Here is a 19,630-nt window from a genome sequence, read left to right as displayed (position 1 = left end):
CTAACCTTTTAGCGGTATCTTAGAGGCGCTCACCTGGAAATTGATCAAAAATTGACAGCGATGCTCTCACTTCTAAGTGCAATCAAAAATAATCGCCTCACAGCTTCAATACCAGTGTTAGCACTGGCATTAAGTCTAGCTGCTTGTGGCGGACAGTCAAGCCCAGACAATGCAGCTACTAAAGAAACACCCGCTGGTGCTGCTCAGGATACTACCGCTTCCAACACAGCCAAGTTAGACCTCGGTGGAAACCTGACATTAACTGGGGCTGGTGCTTCTTTCCCCGCACCACTTTATGCAAGTTGGTTCAACGACTTGAATAAAAAATATCCCAACTTGCAAGTTAACTATCAGTCAGTTGGTAGCGGTGCTGGGGTGGAGCAATTCATCAAAGGTACCGTGGATTTCGGCGCCAGCGATGTGGCGATGAAAGATGAAGAAATCAAGAAGGTAGACAAGGGCGTGATTTTGCTACCCGTAACTGCTGGTAGCATCGTACTCGCTTACAATTTGCCTGATGTTCCCGAACTAAAATTACCGCGTGCAGTTTACACCGATATATTGCTGGGCAAAATCAAATCTTGGGATGACCCGCTGATTGCGAAAGCGAATCCCGAAGCGAAGCTACCGAAGCAGCCAATTACAGTTGTTTATCGTTCTGATGGTAGCGGGACAACAGGAGTTTTCACCAAACACCTAAGCGCTATTAGTCCAGAGTGGAAAACTAAAGTGGGCGACGGGAAAAGCGTGAAATGGCCTGTGGGCGTTGGTGCAAAGGGTAATGAAGGTGTTACCGCCCAAGTGCAACAAACTCAAGGCTCAATTGGCTATACCGAGTACGGCTACGCCAAACAAAATAACCTCAAGTTTGCATCTTTGGAAAACAAAGCAGGCAAATTTGTGCCAGCAACCGAAGAGTCAGCGTCTAAAACTTTGGCAGCAGTAACCTTACCTGCAGACCTCCGCGCCTTTATCACCGACCCAGAAGGTGCAGATTCTTATCCCATTGTTACTTACACTTGGCTCCTGGTTTACAAGCAATATGCCCAAGCTCCAAAAGCTAAAGCAATGGAAGCTGCTATTGAGTATGCTTTAACTGATGGTCAGAAAATTGCTGCAGAACTAGGGTATGTACCTTTACCCCAAAATGTGATTGCGAAAGTGGCTGCTGCTGCTGATCAACTCAGTCCAGATTATAAGATTTCTGTTGGTGGCGGCACAAGCGCTAGTAAATAGCATTGATGATGAAAATTCCAGATTTATGAAAAACTGGATCGCCTAAATACTCATCTCGGAACTTGGGAAAATTTAGCAACTAACATTTGTTCCTCTGTCAAAGTCTCAGATGATCTCAACGAACAGGCGTTAATTTGACAAATCTGGTTCCCTCCCACATTTTTTCTGATTTAATCGTTAAAGTCAGTATTCATGACTACACAACCTCAGAAACTGTCATCAGCGATTAAGAATCGCTCTGAAGTAGAAAAGTCGCTAGACTTGGGCTTTATTTCGCTGACTAAGGTTTTCGCACTGGCGATCGCTGGTACTCTCATATGGATTACTCTACAAGTAGCTGTTGGCGCTTGGCCGGCGATGCAAGCTTTTGGTCTGGGTTTTTTAGTTAAAGCTACCTGGAACCCGGTAAACAACGAATATGGGGTGTTACCTGCAGTATACGGAACTTTAGTTAGTTCTTTTATTGGTCTACTCATAGCCGTACCCATTGGAGTTGGCACCGCTATTCTATTAAGTGAGAATTTTTTACCAGCAAAAGTTCGGCTAGTGTTGGTCTTTTTAGTGGAACTCCTAGCCGCTATCCCCAGCGTCGTTTATGGAATCTGGGGAATTTTTGTGTTAGTACCCATTGTCACCAACATTGGCAAATGGCTACACACTACATTAGGTTTCATCCCATTTTTTAGTACTCCTCCCACTGGGCCGGGAATGTTACCTGCAGGAATGATTCTAGCAATCATGACTTTGCCCATTATCACAGCTATCTCCCGTGACGCTCTGATTTCCGTACCACCCAGTTTACGCCAAGCGTCGGTGGGATTAGGTGCAACGCGTTGGGAAACTATTTTTCAGGTGCTCATCCCAGCTGCCTTTTCTGGCATCGTTAGCGCTGTGATGTTATCACTAGGTCGAGCCATGGGAGAAACAATGGCTGTCACCATGTTAATTGGTAACTCCAATAACTTGAGTATTTCTCTTTTAGCACCCGGCAATACAATTTCTTCTCTATTAGCAAACCAATTTGCAGAAGCTAGTGGACTGCAAGTTGCAGCTTTGATGTACGCTGCTTTAGTGTTATTTTTCTTGACACTGATAGTCAATGTGCTGGCAGAATACATCGTTCTCCGAGTTAAGCGAATTTAGCGTAGTTGGGTGTGAAATTATGAGTTCTAGTTTTTCAGGAAGCAGCCTAACTCGTTCTCCCATGTCCAAAAGGACATTGTTTAACACGGTGATGACGGTGTTAGCTTTTGTCTGCGGCGCCTTGGCACTTTTGCCTTTATTAGCTGTACTCTCTTACGTCATCATTCAAGGCTTTAGCAGTTTAACTCCCAGCATATTTTTTGAGTTACCGCCCGCACCTTTGAGAAAGGGTGGCGGTTTTGGTAATGCTATTTTGGGAACTTTGTTAATGGTGGGGATTGGTGCTTTAATTAGTATCCCATTTGGGGTATTAGCAGCAATCTATTTAACAGAATTTAGTTCTGGGAAAATAGCGAGATGGATCAGATTTGCAACTAATATTCTCAGTGGAGTTCCCTCAATTATTGCGGGGGTATTTGCTTATGGGATTGTGGTTTTGGGCTTAACTGAACTCAAGTTAGGTTCTTATTCAGCGATAGGTGGGGGTTTCGCTTTGGCAATCTTGATGTTGCCAATTATTGTCCGGACTACGGATGAAGCCTTGCAGTTAGTATCGCAAGACTTGCGACAAGCGTCTACTGGCTTGGGTGCAACCAACTTTCAAACAGTATCACAAGTAGTTTTGCCAGCGGCTTTACCAGCGATTGTCACTGGATCTACCTTGGCGATCGCCCGTGCTGCTGGAGAAACTGCGCCACTCTTGTTTACTGCTCTTTTCTCGCCATTTTGGCCTAAGAGCTTGTTTGAACCCACCGCTTCTCTGGCTGTGTTGGTTTATAATTTTGCGACTACCCCATTCAAAAATCTCCAATCTCTGGCTTGGGCTGCATCGCTGATTCTCGTGCTGATGGTATTAATCACCAGCATCATCGCTCGCTGGGCTACGCGCCAAAAAGCCTAGCATCCCTAGTTTATTTTGAATCAAGTTTCATCTCCGCCGTGATCTACTAAATAGAACAGCATCACAAGGGCGCACTAAACATCCCACAAAGAGACACCATACTTAATTATGGCTACTAACACCGGCACAGTGAATGGCACGGAAACCGTTCTCCGTACAGAAAACCTTAACATCTACTACGGCAACTTCTTGGCTGTGCAGAATATTTGGCTAGATATCCCGAAAAATCGGGTGACAGCCTTTATTGGGCCTTCAGGTTGCGGTAAAAGTACACTGCTTAGATGCTATAACCGCCTTAATGACCTGATTGAGTCGTTTCGAGCCGAAGGTAAGGTTTTCTACTACGATAAAAATTTGTATGCACCAGACGTTGATGCGGTAGAGGTGCGCCGTCGGATTGGGATGGTATTTCAAAGACCAAACCCATTTCCCAAATCAATTTATGACAACATCACCTACGGTGCCAAAATCAACGGTTATAAAGGCAATTTTGACGAATTAGTAGAGCGGAGTTTGCGTCAAGCGGCTTTGTGGGATGAAGTCAAAGATAAACTTAGACAAAGTGGTGCATCTTTGTCTGGTGGACAACAGCAGCGTTTATGTATTGCTAGAGCGATCGCTGTTCAACCAGAAATTATCCTTATGGATGAACCATGCTCGGCTCTTGACCCCATCTCCACTTTACGGGTTGAGGAACTGATCCATGAACTCAAAGAGCAATACACCATCGTTATTGTTACTCATAACATGCAGCAAGCTGCACGGGTATCCGACAAGACAGCTTTCTTTAATGTCAAGTCGTCAGAAAAAGGTGGTCGTACCGGCTTTTTAGTCGAATATGACGCCACAGAAGTTATTTTCAACAATCCCCAACAACAAGATACCAGGGATTATGTCAGTGGTAGATTTGGTTAAATACACTGTATAAAATTAAACAAAACATCAAACGTGGCGCTGTGTAGGCGAGAAAATAGGCTCAAAAAGTCTCTGTGTCTATAGTCAACAAAGATGATGAGACTGAGAAACGCAATTGAAAACAACGATTGCAGCTACCATATCTCATGCTGTAGAAATTCTCAAGAGAAAATTTAGCTTTTCTCTGGGACTGTTTGACAAAAAATATTACCAGCATCAAATATCGAAGCGATCCTGAAATCTTCACAGATGAAATAGCAGGATCGTTTTTTTATAAAAATAGAAGTAGGGGCGAACGGCCGTTCGCCCCTACCCGTTCATCTCTATCAATTTAAGCTGTTGTTTCCTTTTAGGGAATTGATATAAATTACTTCTACATCGGCTATGTGTAAAACTCTTGTAGGAGAGAAGCAATAATTGTTACCTCTGTCAAGTTCAAATTACTCTGTTAATAGATTTTTTATCTCTTATTTGCTAAAGTAATATTCAGAAACAAAATGTTGCATTTTCATTAATTGTTGAGAAAAATTATTACAGATTGCTTCATGGAACCAACGACAATTTATCCTCTGATCACTTCTTTACTCATAGGTCTATTAGGACAGCCAAGTACGCCTCAAAGTCTCAATAGCCAAGCAGAAATTATCGCTAGATTATCTGAAATTAATGTGATAAAGGTTTCTCAAGCTACTAGTACAATTGATGAAAAAACAGCTTTCAATTTGGTTTGGAAACTACCAATAGTGCAACGTAAAGCTAGAGAAATTGAAAAACTATCTAAAGGAACTATTCGCCTCACTGCAGTTCTTGATAGTTCACCGACTCCTGATGAAACTTATTACACAATTCGAGTTGTGGAAAATCATGTCAAACATGTTGATACAATTTATTGGTTTCGTGTATTAACTCCCAGCGGAAATATTGAAGTTTTAGACCTGGTGGATAACCAATATATACCATTAAATAAATGGAAGCCTAACTAGAATAGCCCAGGGAGCAAAACAATGTAAATTTTGCTCCTTGATAAATAACCAATAATCAATAATTACTTAAGCTGGAAATAAAACTAATGTCTCAACAAAAGCCGCTTAGTCCTTGGAATTACAAACCTTGGTGGTGTCAACCATGGTCTATACTCCTCACAGGTGTTAGCTTAATTAGCGGTAGTTGGTTAATATTTAAAAATATTTGGATAACAGTTATAGTTGCTATTCCTGTATTCACATGGATGGGATTTTTTTTGTTAATCTGGCCGCAGCTAATTATCCGTAGCGGCGTTTTAGATACTTACGAAACTCAAAATTTAGAAAGTTAATACTAGGTTATTGATTATTTGCAATAATTTATTCCTTTTCCAATCTATTTAATTTCTTGCATATTTTTCACAATTTTTGTCACCAAATTTCTTGGTGCGAATCTGACGATTTCTGCAAGAATTCTATTTTTAAAACCAGGAATTACTACAGTTTTACCTTCCATTAAAGCCTGATAGCCAATTTGAGCTACATGAGCAGCACCCATCATTTTATTCTCTTTTACTTGCTTAGTTCCTGCGGCGCCGGTTCTTTCGTGGAAAGCTGATTCTGTCGGCCCCGGACAAAGCGCAGTGACGGTGACACCTGTACCTTCTAATTCGCTGGCGAGTGCTTGTGAAAATGAGAGAATATAGGCTTTAGTAGCAAAATAAACCGCCATCAAAGGGCCTGGTTGAAAAGCAGCGGCTGAGGAAACATTTAATACTTTACCATTTCCTTGTTTAACCATATGCTTGAGAAATAACTTAGTTAAATGCGTGAGACAAACCACATTAACTTGTAGCATTTCTAGTTCGGTGGTTAAATTAGTTTCGTGAAAAAGTCCATGAATACCAAAGCCAGCGTTATTCACCAACACATCAACGTTGATAGCGGCTTGTTGTAATTCTGTGAAAATTTCTTCTGGAGATGTAGCTAGAGATAAATCTTTAACTATAGTTTTGACAAAAACATGAAATTCTTCGTGAAATTTATCCGCAATTTCTAACAATTTTTGTCCCATTCTATCTACTAAGACAAGATTGTAATTATTCAGAGCAAAAATACGTGCTAATTGATAGCCAATTCCACTTGCTGCGCCAGTAATCAAAGCAGTTTGTTGACACTGACTTTGGTCTTTTTTGTTCATGTTAGAAAATTGGTGAATACAATTTAGTGAATCGGTCATAAATTCATGGTTGTTATCGCTTTTCTAGGAAATAGTAAGCGAAATTTATGACTAAATAAAATTGACTTAAGTGTTTAACTGTCGAAATATTTCTTCGCTGCTTTATTCCCAAGGTAAGGAAAAATATTAGTATAAATACAGCTTTTAAATCAGTAGCGGCAGTAGTGAAGCTAGCATAATTTAACTATAGTTTGGTTAAGTCAAGATAACTGTATCTATGAAAACAAACTAGAATTTTGAGAATGTTATCGGTTGCTAACAAAAAAATGGCTAATATTAAAGATTGCTTGATAAATTAATTGATATTCTGTCAAAAAACTATTATATATATTTGTTGAATTTTTACCTAAACTTTCATTTACAGCACGCAAAGACGGAGAAAACTCCGCCCTCACGGTGTCAAATTAAATGATTATTCAACTATTGATGTTGTGGCTTTTAATGCAAAAATCTTTTCTATCACATCTTCCACTACTTTATCAGGTGTAGATGCGCCAGAAGTGATACCAACAACGATTTTACCTAGGGGTAGCCAATTTTGAGCGATCGCTAATTCTCCATTTAACTGGCGATATTCAATAGCAGTCGCTGATTTGATACGTTCCACGCTGTCGATATGATAGGAAGGTATTCCCCGCTGAACAGGAATTTCTTGTAAATGTGTGGTGTTTGATGAATTAAATCCACCAATTACTACCATCAAATCTAGCTGTTCTTCTACTAATTGAAACATAGCATCTTGCCGTTCTTGAGTAGCATCACAGATAGTGTTAAAGCTTTGGAAGTGCTGATTTAATTGATCAGGGCCGTACTTCCGCATCATGGTATGCTCAAATAGCTTACCAATTTCTTCAGTTTCACCTTTGAGCATTGTGGTTTGGTTGGCAATTCCCACTCGTTCTAAATCTTGCTCTGGATCAAATCCTGCGGAACAAGCTTTAGCAAACTTTTCTAGAAATTCTTCGCGGTTTCCTCCATGAAGAATGTAATCAGCAACATATTGCGCTTCTTCTAAGTTGAGTACAATGAGATATTTACCTGCAAAAGAACTGGTAGCGACAGTTTCTTCATGTTTATATTTACCGTGAATTATGGATGTGTAGTCGATTTTTTTGTGTTTTTCTACGGTGTTCCAAACTTTAGAAACCCAAGGACAAGTTGTATCAACAATTTTGCAGCCTTTATCGTGTAGTAACTGCATTTCTTGTACACTTGCACCGAAAGCGGGGAGAATTACTACATCAGCATTTTCCACAACTGAAAAGTCTTTAATATTACCATTTACAGGAATGAATTCTACTTGCATTTCTCGCAAGCGCTGATTCACCGCTGGATTGTGAATAATTTCATTAGTAATCCAAATGCGATCGCTGGGGAAGTGTTGACGAGTTTCATAAGCCATTGCTACAGCCCGTTCTACACCCCAGCAGAACCCAAAAGCCTGAGCTAATCTGATGGTGACATCACCTTGTTGTAATATGTAGTTGCGATCGCGGATTTCTTGAATTAAATTACTCTGATACTCTGACTGTAGCTGGGTAGCAACTTCGGCTTGGTGTCCAAATCCCTTACGGTTATAGTTTTCTGAGTGTTGCAGTGTACGCTTAAAGGCTTTCGTATCCATGAAATTATTCTACTCCCATGACTATTGATTATTTTCTCGCGCAAAGCGCCATTCTGTAGCTCATTAGGTTGGCGCAAAAGTTATTTTTTATAATTTTTTCTGCATCTGCAAAGCTGTACGCCAGACGATATAACCTTGGGAATTCAGGTGTAAACCATCAGTGGTAAATTCAAAATGCAGATTACCTTGCTGATTAGCGAACAAAGGATATAAGTCCAGATATTGAGCACCTTTTTTTGTAGCGATCGCTTGTAGTTTCTGGTTTAATTGGCGAATGCGACTATTAGGGATAGCCAACAGTTTCTCTCTTCCCTCCCAAGTTGCTGCTTCTGCTCCATGTGGCAAAATTGACTGGACAACAACTGGCACTTTTGGATGTGCTTTTTGCAGATAACTGATAATTTGTTGTTGATGATCTAAAATTACTTCGTCGCTGACTCCCCGAATTAGATCATTAATTCCAATCATCACCAAAATCGATTCTGGCTGAGTGCGATCGAATAAATTTAATCTTCGCAAAAGTCCATCACTAGTTTCGCCAGAAATTCCTTGATTTAGCCAACTTCTATTTTCTGGTAATAATTGCGGGGGAAACCACAAACTGATAGAGTCTCCCGCTAATATCGTTAAATGCTGTGGACGCTTTTTTGCAGCTACTTCGGCTTCTTGCTGGAGAATGTCCAGCCACTGTTGGTAATTGAGTTGGTGACGGGTGCTGGACTTTGGGGCGATCGCTTGGTCTTCACTTTCTGGAGTTGAATAAACAATTGTCCCAAAAACTGCATTCAATCTTTGTTGTTGCCAAATCAACAATATCACCCCCAACATCAGTAGGACGTTGGTTACTAGTGAAAAAAATGCCCAGAGTGGATAAGCTTTTTCAGAAGTAGACACGACAACTATTTATAGCAGGGGATAGGAGAGAATAGGTATTATGCCCAGTCCTGAGCTTACTACAAAATAGAAATTAAGCAAGTATAGCTGTCACCAAAGCGACTTTCGACCCTATCCCCCATTCCCTATTTCCCTGTTGGCGTCACAACAAGCAGTTAAGAAACCTTCACACTATCACCGAATTCGGAATTATAACCTTCTTCCCCGTGTTCGTTAATATCCAGCCCTTGGTATTCAGTTTCTTCCTTGACTCGCAGACCGACTGTCGCGTCAATAACTTTGAGGATAATCCAAGTACCAACTGCAGCGATCGCATATGCAACGACAATAGCTACTAATTCTACCCCTAATTCCCCAAAGTTACCGCGTAGCACACCATCTTTACCCAGCGCATTAACTTCTGTGGTGGCAAAAATGGCTGTTAAAATTGCGCCCAAAGTCCCACCAACGCCATGTACAGGAAAGGTATCTAAAGCATCGTCAACTTGCAGTTTGTGTTTGAAACTCACAGCATAAAAGCAAACACAAGCAGTGATAAACCCAATCAAAATTGCGTGGAGCGGTGTAACAAAACCAGCTGCGGGTGTGATACCGACTAAACCCGCAACAGCCCCTGTCGCTGCTCCCACTGCAGTTGGTTTACCACGCAAAACCCCTTCTAAAATCAGCCACATCAAAGCGCCCGCAGCTGCAGATGTGTTGGTGTTAACAAAGGCTGTGGTGGCAACATTTGTGACTAAGTTACCAGAAACTCCACTAGCAACTGATAGAGCACTTCCCGCATTGAATCCAAACCAGCCAAACCAGAGTAAGCCAGCACCCAGTAGAATAAACGGTACATTGTGCGGTGGACTCAACCGATCAGGATGGGTTTTTCTGGGGCCGAGAACGATCGCTGCTACTAGAGCAGAAACACCAGAACTAATATGAACTACTGTACCCCCAGCGAAATCGAGAGCGCCTAAACCACCGTACAAACCCAAGAATCCACCTTTCGCCCACACCATATGAGCTAGGGGAGTGTAGATAAAAGTTGACCACAACAACACAAACAGAGCGTAGGCGCGAAAGCTCATCCGTTCAGCGATCGCCCCTGAAATCAACGCCGGGGTGATAATAGCAAACATGGCTTGATAGATCATGTATGCTTGGTGAGGAATTGTCGAGGCATATGAGGTCAAATCAGCATACTTAGGATCTGCAGCTTTGAGAGCATCCTCATAAGGTAAATGAGTTAAGTAGCCTTGAGTTTGTAACCCCACATTACCGAATAACCATTGGATACCACCAATAATCGGGTTTCCGGGCGCAAAAGAAAGACTATAGCCCCACAAAATCCAGGTGACACCCACGATCGCCATCAACACAAAGCTCATCATTAATGTGTTGAGGACATTGCGCGATCGCACAAATCCACCATAAAAAAACGCCAATCCTGGAGTCATCAACAATACCAACGCTGAAGACATCAGCATAAATGTTGTATCACCAGTATCAGCAGCAGGTGGCGTAGATGCTGCTTGCGCTAAAGCATCATCCATTAGCGGCGTTCCCAACAGCAACAGGGTCATCGCCCCAATTATTACAAGTTTGTTCAACACTTCTTTTTTGTCCCTAAGCACTAATATTATTGTGAGAATTTAATTTTAGAGATATCAGTAATTTTTAATACTTTTTCTCTTTTTCAACTCACGCTACTGCACTTCTTGCAAAGGCTTACAAAAATATAATACTGATTGCAGAAAGTAAATGTTGAAAATTGTGTACATATGCAGTTTTTGCATATTCTTTTTTGAGAAATAGCATTCTATTTTTAGCTATGAATTATCGAGCTTTTATGGTTTTAATTCTTTAAAAGCATCTATATCTAAGGATGTTATTAGTTTTTTCATTCCACCATTGCTTGTTATAAAATTTCATATTCGGGTAATATTTGTTTATTATTTTGATTTAAGATTTTTTACTTTTTAATATGCAAATATTTCCATTAAATTAACCAAAAAATACTAAGTACTCATACTGGAAATCTGCATAAGAACACAATAATTAAAACACTGCTTACCAAAAAACTGGACTTTGAACTTCTTTAGCTTAGATATACGCGAAAGTATTTTTCCCAAAAATGCCAATCAGCGATCGCCCGAATAAATCGGTATTAGCTTTTAGATGTGCGATCGCGCTCTGTGAAAATATATCATGTAACAGCTTTCAAAGTGAAAGTATATATTCCCGGCTCCACAGCACCTACAATGAATGGTAATAGGCAAAATGAGGTGTTATGAGTACCGAAGCACTTTTTTGGACTGTCGAGGAAGTTGCCCAAAGAGCCAGAGATTTTTACCAAAATGGCATCCGCTCCTTAGTCGAACATGGCGATAATATTGGCAAAATGATTGTCATCGATGCCGAAACCGGCGAATATGCGATCGATAAAACCGGTGTGGAGTCAGGATTAAAGTTGAAACAGAAAAATCCCCATGCCCGATTGTTTACCATGCGAATCGGTTACGATGTCGCTGTCAGCTTTGGTAATGCTCCTATGGTGCGTACAGTCGAATGATTTACGGCAGAACCAGAGAACGCAAAGCCATTGTACCAGTCACTTTTCGCCTGTCCGGACAGCCAGATTTTTCCCTGGATTTTGTCATCGATACTGGCTTTAATGACTTTCTTACCCTACCACCGCAGGCAATCAGCGCAATGAATCTTCCTTTGTATTCGAGCATTTCTGCTAGGTTAGCCGATGGTAGCGAAACAGTATTAGCAGTACATTTAGGAACTATCATTTGGGATGGTGAGGAAAAAATAGTGCCCGTTCTAGCTTCCGGTCACAGGCCTTTGTTGGGAACTGCGATGATGGAAGGATACCGTTTGCAAATCGATTTTACCGAAAATGGTGTAGTTGGGTTAGAAAAAATACCATCTACATAAAATTATGCCCAGCAATTGGAGCGATTATCTTCAGCCAAATACAAATTAGTCCAAACTCAAGAAAAAACCCGCAACCGTGATGTTAGTAACATTGCGGGTCTTGATTAACAAGCAACTCAAGATTTACAAGGTATTTGGTAAATCTCCACTGCGTGGTATCCCACGAGAGCTACTGTCCTCAGAAAATCCACCTGCACCGGCTTCTTTCAAGAATCCGCTGTAAGCTTCCATCCCGTGTTCGCCGATATCCAAACCTTCGAGTTCTTCTTCTCTAGTAACTCTAATCCCTAAGGTCGCTTTCAGTCCTAGCCAAAAAATGCTACTGAGCAGGACAGTAATGCCACCTACAGACAAAATACCGATTATTTGTGGAATCAGTGTACCAAAGCCACCACCCAAAAACAACCCGTGAGGCCCTACTGGCTTACCTGCCAAGTCCACCATCCAGGGATACCCGCCAGGGCCAACGGAAAATAGACCAACTGCTAAAGTTCCCCAAATACCGCAGACTAAGTGAACCGAGGTAGCACCCACTGGGTCATCAATGCCGAGTTTATCAAAGAAGGGAACCGAAAATACAACCAAAATGCCAGCAATCAAGCCGATGACAATCGAACTACCGATACTGATGTAAGCACAAGACGCGGTAACACCCACCAAGCCAGCCAAGATACCGTTGATAATCATCGATAAATCTGGCTTACCCAAGTAAAACCAAGCTACAACTGTAGCGGTAATCCCACCAACAGCACCCCCCATATTGGTTGTTAATGCAATGTGAGTAATTGCATTTGGATCAGCAGCCATGACGGATCCAGGATTGAACCCAAACCAACCCAACCACAGAATTAAGCAGCCCAAGGTCGCAATGCTCATATTGTGTCCGGGGAGGGCGACAATTTGCTTGTCTTGGTATTTACCAATGCGAGGCCCAAGAAATGCAGCCCCCATTAATGCAGCCCAACCACCCACAGAGTGAACTACCGTAGAACCCGCAAAATCCCAAAAACCCATATCTGCTAGCCAACCCGCACCCCAAATCCAGTGTCCGGTGATGGGGTAAGCGATACCCACCAGCAAAAGGCTAAAGATCAGAAAGTCAACGAACTTAATTCGTTCCGCAACTGCGCCAGAAACGATGGTTGCGGCTGTTCCCGCAAACACCAATTGGAATAAAAACTTAGCTGCTAGCGGAACGCCAGTCCAATTGAGGGCGCTGAAGACACCTTTGTAAGCTTCTCCGGTAGCAGGGCTGTTATCTGATGGCAGAAAAAACCCACTTAATCCGATGAAGTCGTTACCATCGCCAAACATTAACCCAAAACCGATCGCCCAAAAAGCCACTGTGGATAGAGCAAAAACAATCAAGTTTTTAGCTAGCACATTGACTGCATTTTTTTGACGACAGAAGCCGGTTTCTAGCATACAAAAACCAGCATTCATGAAAAATACTAAAAAAGCAGCGATCGCTACCCACAAGGTGTCAATAGCAACTTTCAGATCCGCTGTTGTCGGCCCGGCTGCAGGCCCTTGGGCAAATGCTGCATAACCCCACCCCAACACAATTAGACACGCTAAAGGTAAACAAGCTTGCCAATTGGGAGACAGTCGTTTAATTGCTAGTTGAAACGGCTTTAATTTTGAATTTTTAACCCGAGTTTTTGCCGTTTTCAGCCTATTTTTAGCGTTGATTTTCTGTTTGTGCATGAATTTAAACATCTTACTCCCAACAATTCTCCATAGGATAAATACCTAAGTAGAAAAGACTCACACCCGAATCGTTATCAAGCTTGGAATTGATACTTGTAATTCAGGCAATTTGCTGTCTCAAGGTTAAACTCTAACTACCTAGATAGGAGTTTAAGAAATTATTGCGACATTTGTAAACATTTTTTGGTGAAATTACAGCTATGTTGAAAAGATTATGACTCTTCTGTTAAAGGAGTCAAGTTTTTTACTGTCAAAACTAATATTTAATTTTTCTCAAAGCTAATTTTGACAATTCACAATTAATTTTGATTGCCAAAGATAACACGTCTAGAACAAAATTTGACCAGAGTAAATTTAGTATTTTCAACTAGCTACAGACTATATCCAAACCACTCCTACTAATTAATTTGAGGAGTTTACAGTGAATTTGTCTGATTGTCTATTTATGACAATTATGATTCTGTATCACTAGCTACAATTTTTTGCTGATTCGCTGTCCAACACTTCCCCACAACTCCACGATTAGCAACATTATCCTTGATATTGTCAGCATTTCCCCATCTCATAATGAGAAAATGGCGCATATTGTTAAGTTTGAATAAAAAAAATTAATTTATATAAATTTGAAAATAGAGACTAGAGGCTAGGAAATAGGGAAAGACTTGTTTGATTATTGCTTGTAAGAGCCTCTGGCTGAGTCTGTTGCAAACATGGCTTTTCCTGAGCGGCTTTACTTTTTATTCCTTACCTTTTTCTCCAATAAAAGCAATTATTATCAACAATTGTTAATTAAATTACATCTCAAGTTGTATATATTGTTCATATCCCAATTGTTCAAGTTTTGCTTGCTTGGCAATTACCAATTCTGAGAGATTTTGGCGATAATTTTGGACTTTTTCTAGTAATTCTGGTTGATAAGTAGCGAGTATTTGCACCGCCAAGAGTCCAGCATTTTTAGCATTACCGATCGCTACCGTCGCTACCGGGATACCTCCTGGCATTTGTACAATTGAATATAAAGAATCCACACCTTGTAAATTCCGGGTAGCTACAGGCACACCAATCACAGGTAAAGGGGTAAGAGATGCTACCATTCCGGGGAGATGAGCAGCGCCACCCGCGCCAGCAATAATTACTTTGATGCCCCGTTGATGAGCAAGTTGAGCATACTGCACCATCCTTTCTGGAGTGCGATGAGCAGAAACGATCGCCACCTCCCGCTCTACACCAAATTCGTCACAAACAGCGATCGCTTCTTTCATAGTGGGCAAATCGGAATCGCTGCCCATGATAATACCAACAAGGGGTGTCATAGAATTTTGGATTTTGGATTTTGGATTTTGGTTGCATCGCCGATGGTTTCATCTACAATCGGGACAGATTTGGCTATCTTCTCCTGAAAGTGATGACGAAAGCAACACAAACCCCTATGACTACAACTAGTGTAGACGTTATCAACGCCCGAATCCCTGGTTATCAAGGTTTGCAGATGCTGTTGGTGAATCGTCAGGGGATAATTGAGCAAATTCTACCCATGGGTACAGTTTTTAAGCGCTCTCCTGCAGAAAAGTTACAAGTTATAGATGTTGTTGGGGATTGGATTTCTTTAGGTGGTGTTGATTTACAAATTAATGGCGCCTTAGGGTTAGCTTTTCCCGATTTAAATTCTGAAAATTGCCATTTTTTACCAGAAATATCGCAGTTTCTTTGGAATGTGGGAGTTGATGCCTATTTACCCACATTGGTGACAACTTCAGTGGAAAATATTCAGCGATCGCTAGCTGTAATTGCTGATTTTATCCCCAATCAAACAACAGGCGCTCAGATTTTAGGCGTACATTTAGAAGGCCCATTCCTCAATTATCACAAGCGCGGCGCACACCCAGCCGAATATTTATTACCCCTGACCCTAGACGCAGTAAAAGGGATTTTAGGGAATTATGCTCATATTGTCAAAGTAATCACTCTCGCACCAGAGCTAGACTCCACTGGAGAAGTCATACCATATTTGCGTTCTTTGGGAATCACCGTCAGCTTAGGACATTCCCAAGCCACAGCAGCCCAAGCACAACAGGCTTTTGCACTAGGTGCAACGATGATTACCCATGCTTTTAATGCTATGCCATCATTACACCACCGCGAACCGGGATTATTAGGAGCAGCAATCACCAATCCTCATGTCATGTGTGGTTTTATTGCCGATGGTGAGCATGTTTCCCCTACCATGCTGCAAATCTTACTCAACGCTAGCCATGGAGAACAAGGGCTGTTTCTCGTCAGCGACGCCCTCGCACCTTTGGGTCTAACTGATGGCATTTATCCTTGGGATAGTCGGCAAATTGCCATTACAAATGGCACTGCTCGATTACTTGATGGCACTTTATCAGGAACGACTTTACCTTTACTCGTGGGAGTGCAAAATTTAGTCAAGTGGGGAATTTGTGAGGTAGAGACAGCGATCGCCCTAGCGACAGACGCACCCAGAAAAGCGATCGCCTACCCCACAATTTCGCCCCATCAACCAGCCAATTTACTACGCTGGCACCACGATCCATCGACACAAAAATTAACTTGGCAACGACTCTTGCCCAATTCCCCAGTTAAAAATCCCCTCAGCCGGACTTGCTAAATTTACGCTGGGCTGAAGGGATGTTCTTTTTTAAAAAAAATCTCCTAAATTTCACACCACTTAACCTATTGATCAATGCAGATAGTATGCTATAATAGTCTGCGTTGATCAGCGTTTGCTACCAATTGCTGGAAGAAAGAGTTAGTAGTAATCGTGTTGCGGTTCTGGCTGTGGTTGAGCCATAGCAAAATTAGACCCATCGTATAAGAAGCGGCTAGCTTCTTCTTCTAGGCGATGAATCAGGTAAGGCTCGATAGCGTTCCCATGTCGCAGCGCGGCTAGATACCCATCCAAATACATCCGCATATCATCCGTACGATAACCGCGATTCCATAGCTCGACGAAGGCGTCGGTAATTCTTTGGTAATAGCGGATGGTTTGTGTGTCTTGGAGCATAACTGCTGTTTTAATCTCTTTGGAATGAGAATTGTAGATGATTCACGCTGAAAAGTGAAGTGTTATTTTCCCCTCAGCATTAATTCAAAACTAAATTTTTTACTCAGAGTAACACTCCCCCAGCAGCTACAGAGCCTTTTGATCCTATTCCAGAAAGTTTGGAATATGGCTATTTAGTAAACTAATCTTATGATTTTGGTCATCAACATCCCGGTTTTTTATGTGGATGTTAACCTTAACGTGGGCGATCGCTTTATTTGATGATAGCCTTTTAGCGCATACCTCCCGATCAGAGTAGGATGATGAAGCATGAACTGGTTTTGATAAGTCTAACAAAAATTTAAGAATATTACTAATTAGCTTTGGGCAGAGCAGAAATTAAGCATTTTCTTACTTTTGATATGAGGAAATGTAAAGCTAATAGTAATTGGAGTAACAAAGACTACAAAACCTTGAGCATGGGCTTGTTACTTTGAAAGTCATCGACGCTAAGGGGTCTTGCCACCGTGGGTTCGGTTTGTATTGAAATCGTTGAGGGGAATCCCCATCTGAGGTCGCTGCTGGGTTGGCACTTGCAACAATTAGAATACCGTGTGCATCAAGCCGCCAGCATATATCAAGCAAGGGAAGTGTTTTTAAGCCAGCAACCAACACTGGTGGTTCTGGATGCTGATTTACCAGATGGCGACGGTATTGAGTTTTGTCGCTGGTTACATCGCCAGCAACAGCCCTTAATTCTGATGCTGTCTGCGCGGACAAACGAAGGTGATGTGGTCGCCGGTTTAAGAGCGGGGGCTGATGACTATCTGAGCAAACCGTTTGGGATGCAAGAATTTCTTGCACGAGTGGAAGCACTAATCCGCCGCAATCGCACACCTGTCGCACCAGCTTATCTCGATTACGGCGCGCTGCAAATTGACCTAGTGCAGCGTCGCGTCCGCTTTCAAGGGGAGTTTATCGACTTAACGCCCCAAGAATTTAGTTTGTTATACGTTTTAGCACAAGCAGGAGGAGTACCCTTATCTAGATCAGAACTATTGCGAAGGGCTTGGCCTGATGCGATAGATAACCCGCGCACCATTGACACTCATGTTTTATCATTGCGAAAAAAAGTTGAACTTGATCCGCGACAACCGAGCTTAATTCAAACTATTCGCAACGTGGGTTATCGATTTAATATGGAAATTTTGAATACCAATCTTTCACCCTCACCAACAAAATTAGCTAAAGAAAGATTTAGCAATCAACGTTCAACTTTAAGTACTCAAAGGTCTTAGTTAAAGATGGAAATAGGGAGACAGGGGAAAATTTTTAACCCTTAAATCTGGACTAAATCCATTCTTCATCTGCTTGCTTTTGGGCTTGCATCAACTCATCGCGCAAATTAACCCAGTTTACCTCTGAAGCCTTTTGGTTTTTCAACAATCGGCCTTGTTGTAAATGTACAAGTCTCGTAGAAAACATCTGTGCTAGTTCTAGCTGGTGATTAACCATCACAATTGTGGTGTGATGAGTGTCAGCCAGCTGGTGAAAAACTTCCATGAGTCGGGAAGCTCTACCAATATCCAGGGTAGAAATTGGTTCATCTAGTAGTAAAATATTAGGCTGGGTGACTAAAGCACGAGCGATCGCAATTATTTGTCGCTCTCCCGTAGAAAATTGCGCTTCCGTCCTTCCTAACCAATCACGAGGAATTTCTAGCTGTTCCATCCAGTAATTGACTCTTTGCTCAATCGTCTGCTTTGGTAGACGCCGCAAAACCAGTGGATAAGCCAAAGCCTGTGCAACCGTCATTCCCAACAGCCTTGATTCTGGCAATAACAGCACAACATCCTGACGTAGCTGCAGCACAGGAATTTGGTGATATTCCTGATTTTCTAGATAGATTTTGCCGCTGCTAGGTTCCCCAAGACGATTAATCAGCCTTAACAAAGCCGTTTTCCCCGCACCAGAAGGGCCGACAATGCTCAGGCGATCGCCTTGGCAAACTTCAAAGCTAATATCCTGTAATATAGGATATCCCTGTTGATTTAGAGCAAGTTGAGTCTTCAGCTGCGTAAACAGACTTACTTGCTCTAATCTCAGCTTAGTTTTAGGGATGACATGATTCAAATTAGGCAATGGGTAATAGGGAATAGAAGATGGGGTAATCAATCCAACAACTTTAAAATTTTCCCATAGCTAAAGCCGTAGAGATTGTCCACCCATCAATCAATAACAATAACAGAGTACATCCCAACAAAATCATATACATCCAAGGCTGTGCTAGAGTGCTGACATCTGTCGTATCTATACCAGTTTTAGCTTGCACTTGCTGAACCATTTGCGTAAATCTAGCTACACGAACAGGTAACAAATAAGCCTTACCATCCCGACTGAGAAAATAATAAACAATCCCACCTTGACCAGTAGTGCGAGGTTTTAACTCCTTCACCTCCGACCAAGGTAAAGACCAACCTTTACGAAAAAAGCCCGGAACCCAGCTAGGATAACTAACCTGAATTCCCTGCTCATCTAAAATTACACGTTCAGTCAACACCGCATATAACGCCACAAAACCAAAGCCAATCCCCATCCACAATAACATCGGCGGTACAGGAGCATCCGTCACCTGAGCTAAAAACGGTAACGGAACCGTCAGCGCCACATATAAACTCAACAGCGTCACCCGAATTAGCAGAGACAGACGAAAAACAGAAGCTGGAGTATTAGCCGAATTTGCAGTCACAGTTTAATTAAGATCAATAACTCTAAACTCAGTCTAGTAAGTTTTTCACCTGAGCGACTCCTCCTCCATTGGTGTCAACTTAACGTAAAACCTATAGCCCACAAGGAACTGAAGTTCCTTGCTCATAGCGAAAGTTATCGTCGGATGACTAAATATGCCAAAAATCTTTAGTCTACTTCAGTAGACTTGCGCTATGAGCCTGAGAATTCATTCTCAGGCGGGTGTGGAAGCCAACAGATAAGCCATTTCTCGCTTAAGTTGACACGTATGCTCCTCCTCCCATTCCTCCGCACTTCTGTGCGTTAAAAAAACTACATCTAC

19 protein-coding genes are annotated in these 19,630 nt (G+C 41.8%); 10 read left to right on the top strand and 9 right to left on the bottom strand.

All coding sequences use genetic code 11. From position 1 onward, the window contains the following. Nucleotides 1–60 precede the first annotated feature (60 nt). The 6 genes from pstS to MIC7126_RS0109695 all read left to right on the top strand — a co-directional run bounded on the left by pstS (nucleotide 61) and on the right by MIC7126_RS0109695 (nucleotide 5,510). Nucleotides 61–1,236, top strand: coding sequence for a phosphate ABC transporter substrate-binding protein PstS (pstS, locus tag MIC7126_RS0109720; RefSeq protein WP_017652945.1), 1,176 nt, complete (start codon nucleotides 61–63; stop codon nucleotides 1,234–1,236). A 192-nt stretch (nucleotides 1,237–1,428) separates the two neighbouring features. Next, nucleotides 1,429–2,379: a phosphate ABC transporter permease subunit PstC gene (gene pstC, locus MIC7126_RS0109715; protein ID WP_017652944.1), complete on the top strand. Its 951-nt coding sequence runs from the start codon at nucleotides 1,429–1,431 to the stop codon at nucleotides 2,377–2,379. Nucleotides 2,380–2,398: 19 nt separating this feature from the next. After that, nucleotides 2,399–3,280 carry a phosphate ABC transporter permease PstA gene (pstA, locus tag MIC7126_RS0109710; RefSeq protein ID WP_026100149.1) on the top strand — a complete coding sequence of 294 codons (882 nt, stop codon included), beginning with the start codon at nucleotides 2,399–2,401 and terminating at the stop codon, nucleotides 3,278–3,280. 108 nt (nucleotides 3,281–3,388) lie between these two features. Continuing rightward, complete coding sequence (gene pstB / locus MIC7126_RS0109705; protein WP_017652942.1) at nucleotides 3,389–4,195, top strand: phosphate ABC transporter ATP-binding protein PstB; 807 nt, start codon at nucleotides 3,389–3,391, stop codon at nucleotides 4,193–4,195. 545 nt (nucleotides 4,196–4,740) lie between these two features. Further along, nucleotides 4,741–5,178, top strand: a complete 438-nt coding sequence (locus MIC7126_RS0109700; RefSeq protein ID WP_017652941.1) for a hypothetical protein — start codon at nucleotides 4,741–4,743, stop codon at nucleotides 5,176–5,178. An 86-nt stretch (nucleotides 5,179–5,264) separates the two neighbouring features. Then, nucleotides 5,265–5,510, top strand: a complete 246-nt coding sequence (locus tag MIC7126_RS0109695) for a DUF6737 family protein (RefSeq protein WP_017652940.1) — start codon at nucleotides 5,265–5,267, stop codon at nucleotides 5,508–5,510. Between the two features lie 44 nt (nucleotides 5,511–5,554). Here the strand turns inward: MIC7126_RS0109695 and MIC7126_RS0109690 are convergent, their stop codons facing one another. From MIC7126_RS0109690 to MIC7126_RS0109675, 4 genes are all read right to left on the bottom strand, one after another. Then, entirely contained in the window at nucleotides 5,555–6,358 is an 804-nt protein-coding gene (locus tag MIC7126_RS0109690) for an SDR family NAD(P)-dependent oxidoreductase (RefSeq protein ID WP_017652939.1), read from the bottom strand. Nucleotides 6,359–6,809: 451 nt separating this feature from the next. Further along, nucleotides 6,810–8,021: a 4-hydroxy-3-methylbut-2-enyl diphosphate reductase gene (locus MIC7126_RS0109685; protein ID WP_017652938.1), complete on the bottom strand. Its 1,212-nt coding sequence runs from the start codon at nucleotides 8,019–8,021 to the stop codon at nucleotides 6,810–6,812. A gap of 87 nt (nucleotides 8,022–8,108) precedes the next feature. Beyond that, nucleotides 8,109–8,915, bottom strand: coding sequence for an SGNH/GDSL hydrolase family protein (locus MIC7126_RS0109680; protein WP_026100148.1), 807 nt, complete (start codon nucleotides 8,913–8,915; stop codon nucleotides 8,109–8,111). Between the two features lie 155 nt (nucleotides 8,916–9,070). Further along, on the bottom strand, nucleotides 9,071–10,486 hold the full coding sequence (locus MIC7126_RS0109675; protein WP_026100147.1) for an ammonium transporter: 1,416 nt from the start codon (nucleotides 10,484–10,486) through the stop codon (nucleotides 9,071–9,073). Nucleotides 10,487–11,193: 707 nt separating this feature from the next. Between MIC7126_RS0109675 and MIC7126_RS0109670 the strand changes: the two genes are divergently transcribed. Both MIC7126_RS0109670 and MIC7126_RS0109665 read left to right on the top strand, forming a co-directional pair. Continuing rightward, nucleotides 11,194–11,475, top strand: coding sequence for a hypothetical protein (locus MIC7126_RS0109670; protein ID WP_017652935.1), 282 nt, complete (start codon nucleotides 11,194–11,196; stop codon nucleotides 11,473–11,475). Continuing rightward, a complete protein-coding gene (locus MIC7126_RS0109665) occupies nucleotides 11,472–11,846 on the top strand; it encodes a clan AA aspartic protease (protein ID WP_017652934.1) in 375 nt (124 codons plus the stop codon). Before MIC7126_RS0109670 ends, MIC7126_RS0109665 begins: the two co-directional genes overlap by 4 nt. A 123-nt stretch (nucleotides 11,847–11,969) precedes the next feature. On the opposite strand, the gene MIC7126_RS0109660 is transcribed toward MIC7126_RS0109665, so the two are convergent. After that, nucleotides 11,970–13,553, bottom strand: a complete 1,584-nt coding sequence (locus MIC7126_RS0109660; RefSeq protein WP_017652933.1) for an ammonium transporter — start codon at nucleotides 13,551–13,553, stop codon at nucleotides 11,970–11,972. 797 nt (nucleotides 13,554–14,350) lie between these two features. Beyond that, nucleotides 14,351–14,869: a 5-(carboxyamino)imidazole ribonucleotide mutase gene (purE, locus tag MIC7126_RS0109650; protein WP_017652931.1), complete on the bottom strand. Its 519-nt coding sequence runs from the start codon at nucleotides 14,867–14,869 to the stop codon at nucleotides 14,351–14,353. A 92-nt stretch (nucleotides 14,870–14,961) separates the two neighbouring features. Between purE and nagA the strand changes: the two genes are divergently transcribed. After that, complete coding sequence (gene nagA / locus MIC7126_RS0109645; protein ID WP_017652930.1) at nucleotides 14,962–16,185, top strand: N-acetylglucosamine-6-phosphate deacetylase; 1,224 nt, start codon at nucleotides 14,962–14,964, stop codon at nucleotides 16,183–16,185. 141 nt (nucleotides 16,186–16,326) lie between these two features. Here the strand turns inward: nagA and MIC7126_RS0109640 are convergent, their stop codons facing one another. Then, the gene (locus MIC7126_RS0109640; RefSeq protein WP_017652929.1) at nucleotides 16,327–16,581 is read right to left on the bottom strand and encodes a DUF6761 family protein; all 255 of its coding nucleotides are present in this window, start codon (nucleotides 16,579–16,581) and stop codon (nucleotides 16,327–16,329) included. Between the two features lie 506 nt (nucleotides 16,582–17,087). Between MIC7126_RS0109640 and MIC7126_RS0109635 the strand changes: the two genes are divergently transcribed. Continuing rightward, entirely contained in the window at nucleotides 17,088–17,858 is a 771-nt protein-coding gene (locus tag MIC7126_RS0109635) for a response regulator transcription factor (RefSeq protein WP_017652928.1), read from the top strand. A 52-nt stretch (nucleotides 17,859–17,910) separates the two neighbouring features. Here the strand turns inward: MIC7126_RS0109635 and MIC7126_RS0109630 are convergent, their stop codons facing one another. Beyond that, nucleotides 17,911–18,693 (bottom strand): ABC transporter ATP-binding protein, encoded by a 783-nt coding sequence (locus MIC7126_RS0109630; protein WP_026100146.1) that lies wholly within the window; start codon nucleotides 18,691–18,693, stop codon nucleotides 17,911–17,913. 52 nt (nucleotides 18,694–18,745) lie between these two features. Further along, on the bottom strand, nucleotides 18,746–19,309 hold the full coding sequence (locus MIC7126_RS0109625) for a hypothetical protein (RefSeq protein ID WP_017652926.1): 564 nt from the start codon (nucleotides 19,307–19,309) through the stop codon (nucleotides 18,746–18,748). Nucleotides 19,310–19,630: the final 321 nt, after the last annotated feature.

Origin of the sequence: Fortiea contorta PCC 7126, from assembly GCF_000332295.1 — a bacterium.
GTDB lineage: Bacteria > Cyanobacteriota > Cyanobacteriia > Cyanobacteriales > Nostocaceae > Fortiea > Fortiea contorta.
This window is presented reverse-complemented; position numbering and strand designations above follow the sequence as displayed.

Coding starts and splice junctions, on each gene's coding strand:
- pstS (WP_017652945.1), top strand. CDS start 61: ATGCTCTCACTTCTAAGTGCAATCAAAAATAATCGCCTCACAGCTTCA.
- pstC (WP_017652944.1), top strand. CDS start 1,429: ATGACTACACAACCTCAGAAACTGTCATCAGCGATTAAGAATCGCTCT.
- pstA (WP_026100149.1), top strand. CDS start 2,399: ATGAGTTCTAGTTTTTCAGGAAGCAGCCTAACTCGTTCTCCCATGTCC.
- pstB (WP_017652942.1), top strand. CDS start 3,389: ATGGCTACTAACACCGGCACAGTGAATGGCACGGAAACCGTTCTCCGT.
- MIC7126_RS0109700 (WP_017652941.1), top strand. CDS start 4,741: ATGGAACCAACGACAATTTATCCTCTGATCACTTCTTTACTCATAGGT.
- MIC7126_RS0109695 (WP_017652940.1), top strand. CDS start 5,265: ATGTCTCAACAAAAGCCGCTTAGTCCTTGGAATTACAAACCTTGGTGG.
- MIC7126_RS0109690 (WP_017652939.1), bottom strand. CDS start 6,358: ATGAACAAAAAAGACCAAAGTCAGTGTCAACAAACTGCTTTGATTACT.
- MIC7126_RS0109685 (WP_017652938.1), bottom strand. CDS start 8,021: ATGGATACGAAAGCCTTTAAGCGTACACTGCAACACTCAGAAAACTAT.
- MIC7126_RS0109675 (WP_026100147.1), bottom strand. CDS start 10,486: ATGACCCTGTTGCTGTTGGGAACGCCGCTAATGGATGATGCTTTAGCG.
- MIC7126_RS0109670 (WP_017652935.1), top strand. CDS start 11,194: ATGAGTACCGAAGCACTTTTTTGGACTGTCGAGGAAGTTGCCCAAAGA.
- MIC7126_RS0109665 (WP_017652934.1), top strand. CDS start 11,472: ATGATTTACGGCAGAACCAGAGAACGCAAAGCCATTGTACCAGTCACT.
- MIC7126_RS0109660 (WP_017652933.1), bottom strand. CDS start 13,553: ATGCACAAACAGAAAATCAACGCTAAAAATAGGCTGAAAACGGCAAAA.
- purE (WP_017652931.1), bottom strand. CDS start 14,869: ATGACACCCCTTGTTGGTATTATCATGGGCAGCGATTCCGATTTGCCC.
- nagA (WP_017652930.1), top strand. CDS start 14,962: ATGACGAAAGCAACACAAACCCCTATGACTACAACTAGTGTAGACGTT.
- MIC7126_RS0109640 (WP_017652929.1), bottom strand. CDS start 16,581: ATGCTCCAAGACACACAAACCATCCGCTATTACCAAAGAATTACCGAC.